General features: G+C 52.0%; 10 protein-coding genes. 4 read left to right on the top strand and 6 right to left on the bottom strand.

What is annotated here, in order from left to right; translation table 11 throughout:
* Positions 1–20 precede the first annotated feature (20 nt).
* On the bottom strand, positions 21–1,409 hold the full coding sequence (locus NA197_RS00980) for a NarK family nitrate/nitrite MFS transporter (RefSeq protein ID WP_064043591.1): 1,389 nt from the start codon (positions 1,407–1,409) through the stop codon (positions 21–23).
* A 213-nt stretch (positions 1,410–1,622) separates the two neighbouring features.
* Positions 1,623–2,201, bottom strand: coding sequence for a TetR family transcriptional regulator (locus NA197_RS00985; protein ID WP_000121038.1), 579 nt, complete (start codon positions 2,199–2,201; stop codon positions 1,623–1,625).
* Positions 2,202–2,318: 117 nt separating this feature from the next.
* Here NA197_RS00985 and smvA point away from each other — a divergent pair, with 117 nt between their 5' ends.
* A complete protein-coding gene (gene smvA, locus NA197_RS00990; protein ID WP_023227512.1) occupies positions 2,319–3,806 on the top strand; it encodes a methyl viologen efflux MFS transporter SmvA in 1,488 nt (495 codons plus the stop codon).
* 24 nt (positions 3,807–3,830) lie between these two features.
* Here smvA and NA197_RS00995 read toward each other — a convergent pair whose 3' ends face one another.
* From NA197_RS00995 to yddG, 3 genes are all read right to left on the bottom strand, one after another.
* Positions 3,831–4,211, bottom strand: a complete 381-nt coding sequence (locus tag NA197_RS00995; RefSeq protein ID WP_077464068.1) for a GFA family protein — start codon at positions 4,209–4,211, stop codon at positions 3,831–3,833.
* 143 nt (positions 4,212–4,354) lie between these two features.
* A complete protein-coding gene (ompD, locus tag NA197_RS01000; RefSeq protein WP_031605333.1) occupies positions 4,355–5,437 on the bottom strand; it encodes a porin OmpD in 1,083 nt (360 codons plus the stop codon).
* A 524-nt stretch (positions 5,438–5,961) separates the two neighbouring features.
* Entirely contained in the window at positions 5,962–6,843 is an 882-nt protein-coding gene (gene yddG / locus NA197_RS01005; RefSeq protein WP_064043590.1) for an aromatic amino acid efflux DMT transporter YddG, read from the bottom strand.
* Between the two features lie 277 nt (positions 6,844–7,120).
* On the opposite strand from yddG, the gene fdnG reads away from it, so the two are divergent.
* From fdnG to fdnI, 3 genes are read left to right on the top strand one after another with little or no spacing between them, the layout of a single operon-like run.
* Positions 7,121–10,168 (top strand): formate dehydrogenase-N subunit alpha, encoded by a 3,048-nt coding sequence (gene fdnG, locus NA197_RS01010; protein WP_077905258.1) that lies wholly within the window; start codon positions 7,121–7,123, stop codon positions 10,166–10,168.
* A 13-nt stretch (positions 10,169–10,181) separates the two neighbouring features.
* A complete protein-coding gene (gene fdxH, locus NA197_RS01015) occupies positions 10,182–11,066 on the top strand; it encodes a formate dehydrogenase subunit beta (protein WP_064043558.1) in 885 nt (294 codons plus the stop codon).
* Positions 11,059–11,715: a formate dehydrogenase-N subunit gamma gene (gene fdnI / locus NA197_RS01020; protein ID WP_000045658.1), complete on the top strand. Its 657-nt coding sequence runs from the start codon at positions 11,059–11,061 to the stop codon at positions 11,713–11,715. Before fdxH ends, fdnI begins: the two co-directional genes overlap by 8 nt.
* A gap of 90 nt (positions 11,716–11,805) precedes the next feature.
* Here fdnI and adhP read toward each other — a convergent pair whose 3' ends face one another.
* Positions 11,806–12,816: an alcohol dehydrogenase AdhP gene (gene adhP / locus NA197_RS01025; RefSeq protein ID WP_064043557.1), complete on the bottom strand. Its 1,011-nt coding sequence runs from the start codon at positions 12,814–12,816 to the stop codon at positions 11,806–11,808.
* Between the last annotated feature and the right edge of the window lie 19 nt (positions 12,817–12,835).

The following is a 12,835-nucleotide window of genomic DNA, read 5'->3' on the forward strand; positions in this document are numbered from 1 at the left end:
TCCTACAGGTGCGTATGTTGTTATTGTTGTTTAGGCTTACGACGCCCGTAGACCAGCCAGGTCAGCAGGACGCAAGCGATGTAAAACAGCAAAAAGATTTTCATGGCGCCCACCGGCGAGCCGGTCAAGGCCAAAGAGGTGCCAAACGCTTTTGGAATAAAGAAGCCGCCCACAGCGCCAATAGCGGAGATAAAACCGAGCGCGGCGGCGGTATCCGTCACCGCTTCGCGCTGCGCCTGCTCATCGCTCCCGCCGCGCAGTTTGACGTTGTAGAGCGTGATCTGACGGAAGATCACCGCAATCATCTGGAAGGTAGAACCGCTGCCGAGACCCGCTGTCAAAAACAGGCCCATAAAAACAAGATAGAACGCGCTAAAGCTGCCTGCGCCGGAGCCTGGCAGCGTGAGAAATAGCAGGGCGGTAAACAGCGCCATAAAGATAAAATTAATGAGCGTTACGCGAACGCCGCCGAATTTATCGGAGATCACGCCGCCTGCCGAACGCGCCAGCGCGCCGATAAAGGGGCCAAAGAACGCCAGTTGCAGAATGTTTACGTCGGGAAATTGCGTTTTGGCGAGCATGGCGAAACCTGCGGAAAAGCCGATGAATGACCCGAATGTCGCCAGGTACAGCAGGCTAAGCAGCCACAGGTGCAGACGTTTTAGCACCGGCAATTGCGAGGCGACAGACGCTTTTGAACTGCCGATATCGTTCATACCAAACCAGGCGGCAAGCGTCGCGACAGCCAGTAACGGCACCCAGATCCAGGCGGCGTTAGTGAGGGCGAGCAGGGAGCCATCAGGTTGCGACACGCCCCGGACGCCTAAAAAAGTAAATATCGGCAGAAAAATAACCAGCGGCGCAATCAACTGCATCACACTGACGCCAAGATTTCCCAGGCCGCCGTTAATACCCAACGCGCTACCTTGTCTGGCTTTTGGAAAGAAAAAACTGATGTTGCCCATACTGGACGCGAAGTTTGCCCCCGCAAAACCGCACAACAGAGCGATGAGCATAAATACCCCGAAAGGGGTGGCGGGATTTTGCACGGCGAATCCCAGCCAGGCGCAGGGAATAATCAATATTACGGTGCTTAATACGGTCCATTTACGCCCACCAAACAGTGGTACCATAAAGGAGTAGGGGACGCGTAATATTGCGCCGGAAAGAGAAGGTAATGCGGTTAATAAAAAGAGTTGGTCGGTGGTAAAATTAAATCCAATTTTATTGAGGTTGACGGCAACAGCGCTAAACAACATCCAGACGCAAAATGCCAGGAGCAAACAACTTACTGAAATCCATAAGTTTCTTCTGGCGATGCCTTTCCCTTTATTCTCCCAGAAGGCTGGATTTTCGGGTCGCCAGTCACTCAAGAGATAACGGTTATAATTCTCGTTTTGTCGTGTCATTTTACCCCTCACATGCGCATATCATTTGAAAAAAACACAAAAAAGAGACAGAGCGTCACGCGCTCTTTTGAGAACTTATTGAAGTTTTTTTAGAATATTGAGTGAAAGAATAGATAAAAAACCAGGCCAGCGCGGCGCGAAGAGGAGATATGATGTTTCTTAATTGTTACTATTTGTAAATTAAAAGTGATTTTTATTAAATTATTTGTAACTTTACGCAAAGAGTTCAAGCGTAATCATCCGATCCAGATGGTATTTAAACGCGGGATCGGCCATTTCCGGAATACCCAGCACATACATACCGTCCAGCCCGCACACCAGTGCGATAAGCCGCCAGGCGATATCCGTGGCGTTAGCAGTAAACGTAAATTCTCCTGCCTGTTTGCCCTGCTCGATAATTGTGACCGTTTCCTCATGCCACATCTGCATCGTGAGGAGATAAGCATCTCTGATGTGCGGATCCCGATCGGCCAGAATTTGCGCCTCTCGCCACAATTTTATGTAAGGCTCAAAGCCGCCGTCTTCGCTACCCAACATAGCGTGAAGCCGTGCACGCCAGGTGGCGGGCGGCGGAACTTGCCCGGCATCGAGCAGGGTGCGGATCAAATGGACAAAGGCCAGCGCTTTGAGCTCGCCCGCCGAGCTGAAGTGGTGATGCACCTGGCCGGCGGCGACATCGGCTTCTGATGCGATTCGTCGCACCGTCATGGCGGCAAACCCGTCTGCCAGCGCCACGCGCATCGCCGCTTGCAGGATCACTTCGCGGCGTTCATCCCGGTTAAGGTAACTCATATTTTCCCCACATTAGCCAATGCGCGCAGTGTAACAAAAAGCTGGACATTCGTTCAACTTACCGTAGGATCCTGAAACTGGACAGGCGTCCAAATTTGAGTTCTTGAAGGGAGAGTTATGTTTCGTCAGTGGTTAACGTTAGTCATTATTGTGCTGGTCTATATTCCTGTCGCCATTGATGCCACGGTCTTGCATGTCGCCGCCCCGACACTGAGTATGACCCTGGGGGCCAGCGGCAACGAGCTGCTGTGGATCATTGATATTTATTCTTTGGTCATGGCTGGCATGGTGTTGCCGATGGGCGCACTTGGCGATCGTATCGGTTTTAAACGCCTGCTGATGCTGGGCGGGACGCTCTTTGGCCTGGCGTCACTGGCGGCGGCGTTTTCGCATACCGCCAGTTGGCTTATCGCCACCAGGGTATTACTGGCTATTGGCGCGGCGATGATTGTACCGGCGACGCTGGCCGGGATACGCGCCACCTTTTGTGAAGAGAAGCATCGCAACATGGCGCTGGGCGTCTGGGCAGCGGTAGGTTCGGGCGGAGCGGCGTTTGGGCCGCTCATCGGCGGCATATTATTAGAGCATTTTTACTGGGGATCGGTTTTCCTGATCAACGTGCCGATTGTGCTGGTCGTCATGGGCTTAACCGCCCGCTATGTTCCTCGCCAGGCGGGCCGTCGCGATCAACCGCTCAATCTTGGCCATGCGGTGATGCTGATTATTGCCATTTTGCTGTTGGTCTATAGCGCTAAAACCGCGCTGAAAGGGAATTTGTCGCTGTGGGCCATCTCGCTTACCCTGCTTACCGGCGCGCTGCTCCTGGGACTCTTTATCCGCACACAGCTTGCGACATCGCGTCCGATGATTGATATGCGACTATTTACCCATCGCATTATCCTGAGCGGCGTCGTGATGGCGATGACCGCGATGATCACGCTGGTGGGTTTTGAGCTGCTGATGGCGCAAGAGCTACAATTTGTTCACGGGCTATCGCCTTATGAGGCCGGGGTATTTATGCTGCCGGTGATGGTCGCCAGTGGATTCAGCGGGCCGATTGCGGGCGCGCTGGTCTCGCGTCTGGGGTTACGGCTGGTCGCGACGGGCGGCATGGCGTTAAGCGCGCTGAGTTTTTATGGCCTGGCGATGACGGATTTCAGCACCCAACAATGGCAGGCCTGGGGGCTGATGGCGCTGCTGGGATTTAGCGCCGCCAGCGCATTGCTGGCTTCCACGTCGGCAATTATGGCCGCTGCGCCGGCAGAAAAAGCGGCGGCGGCCGGCGCGATAGAAACGATGGCTTATGAACTGGGCGCGGGACTGGGCATCGCCATTTTCGGCCTGTTGTTAAGCCGTAGCTTCTCCGCGTCTATCCGTCTGCCTGCCGGGCTTGAGGCGCAAGAGATTGCCAGAGCGTCATCTTCAATGGGAGAAGCCGTGCAGTTGGCGAATAGCCTGCCGCCCACGCAGGGGCAGGCAATACTGGACGCCGCCAGACACGCCTTTATCTGGTCGCATAGCGTGGCGTTAAGCAGCGCCGGGAGTATGCTTCTTTTGCTGGCGGTAGGGATGTGGTTCAGCCTGGCAAAAGCCCAACGCCGATAACATAACGCCTGATGAGATAAGCGCTTAATGCGCTAGCTGGCAGGGGGAGTCCATTTCCTCAACCTCTTTACCGCTGAGGCGTGCGTATTGCCCCGTCAGTCGCCAGAAGGCAGGCTGGGTTTCGGTATAAATTTCCGCAGCCAGAATCAGCCGACGGCGATCAACTTCGTTCAGTTCCAGTAAGGTCCAGGGAATAAAATAACGATCGGTATCGGTAAGCCGAAACCACAGCGGACACCCGCAGCCGGAACAGAAGTAGCGTTCGCCGCGCGAAGAGGATGAAAAGTATGGCGGTTCCGGGGAAAAGGGGGCTAGCTGTGGTTGCCCGCAGGCTTCCAGATACATGGCTATTCCACCCGACCATTTTTGACACAGCGTACAATGGCAGGCATAGACATCCAGCATTTCGACGTCAACGGTAAAATGGCTCTGTCCGCAAAGACAACGACCAGTGAACGTCTGCACGGCATACTCCTTATGACCGAGTCTACATCAAGAGAAAAAGCCAGCCCTGAAAGGACTGGCTTTGTATTCAGACTACAACAAAATTAGAACTGGTAGTTCAGACCAACAGCAACGATGTTGTCAGTGCTGATCTGCGCAACATTTTTAGTGAAGTTGGTGTCATCCAGCAGGTTGATTTTGTAATCAACGAAGGTGGACATGTTTTTGTTGAAGTAGTAGGTAGCACCGACATCGATGTACTCAACCAGATCCTGGTCGCCGTAAGCACCCAGATCTTTACCTTTGGATTTCAGGTAAGCAATGGACGGACGCAGACCGAAGTCGAACTGGTACTGAGCAACAGCTTCAAAGTTCTGAGTTTTGTTAGCAATACCGTCGATTTTACCGAATGTGGTCATATTCAGCGTTTCGGAGTAGGTGGTCGCCAGATAGATATTGTTCGCATCATATTTCAGACCAGCAGCCCACACTTCCGCATTCTGGCCAGAAGCATACAGGCCATTGGTGCCGTTGCGCACCTGACGGTCAGTACGGTCAGACTTCGCATAGGCCGCACCCACGCCAAAACCTTCGTACTCATACGTTGCGGACAGACCGAAACCGTCGCCGTTTGCTTCTACTTCATTGTCACGATCGTTTTTGCCCTGATACTGCGCGGCAAAGTTCAGACCTTCAACCAGACCGAAGAAATCGGTGTTACGGTAGGTTGCAACGCCGGTAGCACGCTGGGTCATGAATACGTCAGTCTGGGTCCAGGTATCGCCACCGAACTCTGGCAGAACGTCGGTCCATGCGCCGATGTCGTAAGCAACGCCGTAGTTACGACCGTAGTCGAAAGAACCGTATTCAGCGAATTTCAGACCAGCGAATGCCAGACGGGTTTTGTCTTTGTCGGAACCTTCAGATTCAGTACGGTTGCCTTTGAATTCATATTCCCACTGGCCAAAACCGGTTAACTGATCGTTGATCTGAGTTTCGCCTTTAAAGCCCAGACGCGCGTAAGTTTTGTCACCATCACTTCCGTTATCATCAGAGAAATAATGCTGAGCGTGAACTTTACCGTACAGATCCAGTTTATTGCCGTCTTTGTTATATACCTCGGCTGCATTTACAACGCCTGCTGCCAACAGGGAAGTCACTGCCACTGCCACTAACTTAAGTTTCATTTTAATAATCCTTATAATTTTCTTAGCGTGTTTCCTCAACCATTGTTAAACGAGGCGTTTGTCAATGGCAGACTATTTTTAAATGACGGAGTGGCATAAGTTCAATAATAAGTTTCATAAGATTACAAATTATTTTAATTTGTGTGATCGAGATCTCCTTAATACATTTGAGAGTATTAATTCAAATAGGGACTGTCTAATAAGATATATTTTCGGAGGGGACTATTGGGCTGTTTATGGTTTTATTTTTGGTAGTAACGACTGATTATTATATGCACTAATAACAGTTGCGAGCTAACGTTAATTATATATTTGTTAATATAATTATATCATTATATTAACATATTTAACGATTTTATAAAATTCATTTTTACCAGCGCAATCCTGGTATGGCGCAGGAGGAGCACGTGAAAATGGAAAATCGTCAAATACGCACAGGCGATAGATAAAAGCGTAGTTGTGTTATGAAGAGTGTCAAGGTGCAGCGGGTCGATTTAATATCAACATCGGCCCGCCCGTCGCTATTAGCGCCGCCGCGTTGCCAGCCAACAAAGTAGCGAACCTACGCAAACCATGACTGCGCCTTGCCAGAAGGAGAATGACAGTGGTGAGCTGAGTAACAGCGCTGCCAGAGCAGAGGACATGACGGGGGTAAAATAAGACCCTACGGCCATGATAGTCACATTGCCATGAAGTATGCCCACATTCCATGCTGCGTAGGCAAACCCCAACGTTAATGCCGCGGTAAAAAGTTTAGCAATCACCGGTAGGCTAAATATCATGGCAGGTTGCGGCGTAAGAAAATAGTGAAACCACAGCGCCACGGCGGTGAGTAGCACAAAGACGGTGATACCGTTAAAACCACGCGCATATTTATTGGTGACCGTGCAGTACGTCGCCCATATAAACGCCCCAAGAAATGCCAGTAAATAACTTAGCGGACTGGTGGCGACATTGCTGATAATTTTTCCTGGATTAAGACCATTCTCGCCCCCCAGAACCCAGCAAACGCCAGTAAGTGCAATAAGCAATCCAGGAACAATAAGCCAGTTAGTTTTTTGCCCATTAAAAAGAATGGCAAACAGAATAGTCAGGCTGGGCCATAAATAGTTAACCATGCCGACTTCGATAGCCTGATGGCGAGTGGCGGCATAACCGAGAGAAAGCGCCAGGCATATTTCATAACTGACAAACAGTACGCTGCCTGCGATGAGGTATCGCCCCGGGAAACGGCGGATATCAGGTAATCCGACGGTAAAAATCAGCAGCAGGCCGCTTAATGAATAGATCATGGCTGCGCCGCCTACCGGTCCGAGACCTTCGCTGACGCCGCGAATTAACCCAACCATCGTGCTCCACAGAACGATGGCAACAAGCCCTATTAGCGTTGCTTTTTGTGATGTCATGCTTTGTGACTGTCCTGAATACCGCGCAAAATAAACTGCCACTTATAGCACTTTTTCCGGGGGCGATGCCATGCAGTGTCATTTTTTAGTACCTCCCTGGAGTTATTGCAGTTTAAAAATAGGGCTATTTAGTAGCGGAACCGTTTCAATATTGATTTGACGCAAAAAAGTTATCGATTTTGCTGTTAGTTTCCTCGCGAAGTTATACACGCATCCTGGGCTGAGGTTTTGCTGCAGTTCGAAGGAGGCGTGCATCCGTGGAAAAAAGAGGAAAGCAATGGACGTCAGCCGCAGACAATTTTTTAAAATCTGCGCGGGCGGTATGGCGGGAACAACGGTGGCCGCACTGGGTTTTACCCCTAAAATGGCCCTGGCTCAGGCGCGAAACTATAAGCTGTTGCGCGCAAAAGAGATCCGTAACTCCTGCACATACTGTTCCGTAGGTTGCGGGCTATTAATGTATAGCCTGGGAGATGGGGCAAAAAACGCGAAAGAAGCGATTTACCATATTGAAGGCGACCCGGATCATCCGGTAAGCCGTGGCGCGCTGTGCCCGAAAGGGGCCGGTTTGCTGGACTATGTTCACAGTGAAGATCGCCTACGCTATCCGGAATACCGCGCGCCGGGTTCCGACAAGTGGCAGCGCATTAGCTGGGATGACGCTTTCACTCGTATTGCTAAATTAATGAAAGCCGACCGCGACGCCAACTTTATTGAAAAGAATGAGCAGGGCGTCACGGTTAACCGCTGGCTCTCTACCGGAATGCTGTGCGCCTCGGCGGCCAGCAATGAAACGGGTATGCTGACGCAGAAGTTTGCGCGTTCTCTCGGTATGCTGGCGGTAGATAACCAGGCGCGCGTTTGACACGGACCAACGGTAGCAAGTCTTGCTCCAACATTTGGTCGCGGTGCGATGACCAACCACTGGGTGGATATTAAAAACGCCAACGTCGTGATGGTGATGGGCGGCAATGCCGCAGAAGCGCATCCGGTGGGTTTCCGCTGGGCGATGGAAGCGAAAAACAATAACGATGCGACGCTGATTGTCGTTGATCCACGCTTTACGCGTACGGCGTCGGTGGCGGATATCTATGCGCCAATACGTTCCGGCACAGACATTACCTTTCTGTCCGGCGTTTTGCTGTACCTGATCGAAAATAACAAAATCAACGCTGAATACGTTAAGCATTACACCAACGCCAGCCTGCTGGTGCGGGATGATTTTGCCTTTGATGACGGTCTTTTCAGCGGCTATGACGCCCAAAAGCGTCAGTACGATAAATCCTCCTGGAACTACCAGTTTGATGAAAACGGCTATGCCAAACGTGATGAAACGTTGACGCACCCACGCTGTGTGTGGAATCTGCTGAAGCAGCACGTTTCGCGCTATACGCCGGACGTCGTGGAAAACATCTGCGGTACGCCGAAAGCAGACTTCCTGAAGGTGTGTGAGGTGTTGGCCTCTACCAGCGTTCCGGATCGCACTACGACCTTCCTGTATGCGCTGGGCTGGACGCAACATACCGTCGGGGCGCAGAACATCCGTACCATGGCGATGATCCAGTTGTTGCTCGGCAATATGGGGATGGCTGGCGGCGGTGTGAACGCTTTGCGCGGCCACTCTAATATTCAGGGTTTAACGGATTTAGGACTGCTCTCCACCAGCCTGCCGGGTTACCTGACGCTACCGTCAGAAAAACAGGCCGATCTGCAAACTTATCTGGCAGCGAATACCCCCAAAGCGACGCTGGCCGATCAGGTCAACTACTGGGGTAATTATCCTAAGTTCTTCGTCAGCCTGATGAAATCTTTCTATGGCGATGCGGCGCAGAAAGAGAATGACTGGGGCTTTGCCTGGCTGCCTAAGTGGGATCAGTCCTATGACGTGATCAAATATTTCAACATGATGGATAGCGGGAAAGTCACCGGCTATTTCTGTCAGGGCTTTAACCCGGTGGCGTCCTTCCCGGACAAAAACAAAGTGGTGCAAAGCTTAAGCAAACTGAAGTATCTGGTCGTTATCGATCCGCTGGTGACTGAAACGTCAACGTTCTGGCAGAACCACGGCGAATCTAATGATGTTGATCCGACAACGATTCAGACCGAAGTCTTCCGTCTGCCGTCTACCTGTTTTGCGGAAGAGGATGGCTCTATCGCTAACTCCGGTCGCTGGTTACAGTGGCACTGGAAAGGTCAGGACGCGCCGGGCGAAGCGCGTAACGACGGCGAGATTCTGGCCGGTATTTACCATCGTCTGCGTGAAATGTATCGCGCAGAAGGCGGTAAAGGCGCCGAACCACTATTGAAGATGAGCTGGAACTACAAGCAGCCGGATGAACCGCATTCGGAAGAAGTGGCGAAAGAGAACAACGGCTATGCGCTGGAAGATCTCTATGACGCCAACGGTACACTGCTTGCCAGGAAAGGCCAGTTGTTGAGCAGTTTTGCATTACTGCGCGATGACGGTACGACATCCTCCTCCTGCTGGATTTATACCGGTAGCTGGACGGAGCAGGGCAACCAGATGTCCAGACGTGATAACGCCGACCCGTCAGGGCTTGGCAATACACTGGGTTGGGCGTGGGCGTGGCCGCTAAACCGTCGCGTATTGTATAACCGCGCTTCGGCGGACCCGCAGGGTAAACCGTGGGATCCAAAACGGATGCTGATCCAGTGGAACGGCGCGAAGTGGACAGGGAACGATATTCCGGACTTTAACAACGCGGCGCCGGGGAGCGGGACCAATCCGTTTATCATGCAGCCGGAAGGGCTGGGACGTCTGTTTGCTATTGATAAAATGGCGGAAGGGCCGTTCCCTGAACACTACGAGCCGATGGAAACGCCGCTGGGCACTAACCCGCTGCACCCGAATGTGGTCTCGAACCCGGCGGCGCGTCTGTATGAAGAAGATGCGCTGCGCATGGGTAAGAAGGAGCAGTTTCCGTACGTGGGCACGACTTACCGCCTCACAGAGCATTTCCATACCTGGACCAAACATGCGCTACTTAACGCTATCGCTCAGCCGGAACAGTTTGTGGAGATCAGTGAGACGCTGGCGGCAGCGAAAGGTATTGCTAACGGCGACTATGTGAAGGTGAGCAGTAAACGCGGGTTTATTCGCGCGGTCGCGGTGGTAACTCGTCGTCTTCGCACCCTGCATGTCAACGATCAGCAGGTTGAAACAGTGGGGATCCCGATTCACTGGGGCTTTGAGGGTGTCGCGCGCAAAGGCTATATCGCCAATACTCTGACGCCAAATGTCGGTGATGCCAACTCGCAAACGCCGGAATACAAAGCGTTTTTAGTTAACATCGAGAAGGCGTAAGGGAGGCGAACATATGTCTATGGAAACGCAGGACATTATTAAACGGTCCGCAACAAACGCCATCACGCCGCCTCCGCAGGCGCGTGATTACAAAGCCGAAGTCGCGAAACTGATCGACGTCTCCTCCTGTGTCGGCTGTAAAGCCTGCCAGGTAGCCTGTTCTGAATGGAACGATATTCGCGATAACGTTGGCCATTGTGTCGGGGTGTACGATAACCCTGCCGATCTCAGCGCCAAGTCCTGGACGGTGATGCGCTTTACCGAAACCGAGCAGAACGGCAAGCTGGAGTGGCTGATTCGTAAAGATGGTTGTATGCACTGTGAAGATCCAGGCTGTCTTAAAGCCTGTCCGTCTGCCGGGGCTATCATCCAGTACGCGAACGGGATTGTTGATTTTCAATCTGAACACTGTATCGGCTGTGGTTACTGTATCGCCGGGTGTCCGTTTAATATTCCGCGCCTCAACAAAGAGGACAACCGCGTTTATAAATGTACGCTTTGCGTCGATCGCGTCAGCGTGGGCCAGGAACCGGCCTGCGTCAAAACTTGTCCGACCTGGGCTATTCATTTCGGCACCAAAAAAGAGATGCTGGAACTGGGTGAGCAACGCGTGGAGAAGTTAAAAGCGCGCGGCTTTGAACATGCCGGTATCTACAACCCGCAGGGCGTTGGCGGTACGCACGTCATGTATGTGCTGCACCATGCCAATCAGCCGGAGTTGTACCACGGCTTGCCGAAAGATCCGCAGATCGATACCTCAATCAATCTGTGGAAAGGGGCGCTAAAACCGCTGGCCGCAGCGGGCTTTATCGCCACTTTCGCCGGTCTGATTTACCACTACATCGGTATTGGCCCGAATAAAGAAACGGACGACGATGAGGAGGATCATCATGAGTAAGTCGAAAATGATTGTGCGCACGAAATTTGTCGACCGCGCCTGTCACTGGACGGTGGTGATCTGCTTCTTCCTGGTAGCGCTGTCGGGGATTTCGTTTTTCTTCCCGACGCTACAATGGCTGACGCAAACCTTCGGCACGCCGCAGATGGGACGTATTTTGCACCCGTTCTTCGGTATTGCCATCTTCATCGCGCTGATGTTTATGTTCGTGCGTTTCGTCCACCACAACATCCCGGATAAAAAAGACATTCCGTGGCTGAAAAATATTGTCGAAGTATTGAAAGGCAATGAGCATAAGGTGGCGGATGTCGGCAAATACAATGCCGGACAGAAGATGATGTTCTGGTCCATTATGAGCATGATTTTTGTGCTGCTGGTGACTGGCGTGATTATCTGGCGTCCGTATTTCGCGCAGTATTTCCCCATGCAGGTGGTGCGTTATAGCCTGTTAATTCATGCGGCGGCGGGCATTATTTTAATGCACGCGATCCTCATCCATATGTATATGGCGTTTTGGGTGAAAGGCTCGATTAAAGGCATGATCGAAGGGAAGGTCAGCCGTCGCTGGGCGAAGAAACATCATCCACGCTGGTATCGTGAAATCGAGAAGGCGGAAGCAAAAAAAGAGAGCGAAAAAGGTATTCAGTAATTCTTTCGCGATCTGATAAACAAGGCGCTATCCTCGTAGCGCCTTGTTTTCATCTGCTGTCTGTATACTCAGACGACCACAGCAAATCGTTTAACGACGGAAATCGATGACCATACGGCCACGAATTTGCCCTTGTTCCATCTCTTTAAAAATAACGTTGATATCTTCAAGCGGACGTAAAGCGACTTTTGGCACGACTTTTCCTTCCGCCGCGAACTGGAAGGCTTCGGTCAGATCCTGGCGTGTTCCCACCAACGAACCGACAACCTGAATGCCATCCAGCACCAGGCGAGGGATATCAAGGTTCATGGCTTCTGGCGGCAGCCCGACTGCCACCACGCGGCCTCCGGCGCGAACGGCATCTACTGCGGAATTAAACGCCGCCTTAGCGACCGCGGTAACCACCGCTGCGTGCGCGCCACCGGTTTTATCCTGCACAATTTTAGCCGCATCTTCCGTGCGTGAATTAATGGTCAGATCTGCGCCCATTTCCTCGGCCAGTTTCAGTTGTCCATCATTGACATCAATGGCGATCACTTTCGCATTGAAAACGTTTTTCGCGTACTGCAAGGCCAGATTACCCAGACCGCCCAGACCGTAGATGGCAATCCACTGGCCAGGTTTAATATGAGAAATCTTCACCGCTTTATAGGTGGTAACGCCCGCGCAGGTAATACTACTTGCCGCCGCAGAGTCCAGACCTTCCGGTACTTTCACCGCATAATCCGCGACGACAATACACTCTTCGGCCATGCCGCCATCTACCGTGTAACCGGCATTTTTCACGTTGCGGCATAAGGTTTCATTGCCCGTATTGCAATACTCACAGTGTCCGCATCCTTCATAAAACCACGCGACACTCGCGCGATCGCCGGGTTTCAGCGAGGTGACACCGGGACCGACTTCCGCCACGACGCCAATGCCTTCGTGTCCCAGAATGACGCCGGTTTTGTCACCGAAATCGCCGTTTTTCACGTGTAGATCGGTATGGCATACGCCGCAGCACTCCATTTTTAGCAAAGCTTCACCGTGGCGAAGGGGACGCAGCGTTTTCTCAGTAACATCAACCTGATGATCTTGTGTGACAACAGCAGCTTTCATAACCTTCTCCTTTTATTAA

This window comes from Salmonella sp. NW884 (assembly GCF_051700745.1).
GTDB lineage: Bacteria > Pseudomonadota > Gammaproteobacteria > Enterobacterales > Enterobacteriaceae > Salmonella > Salmonella enterica.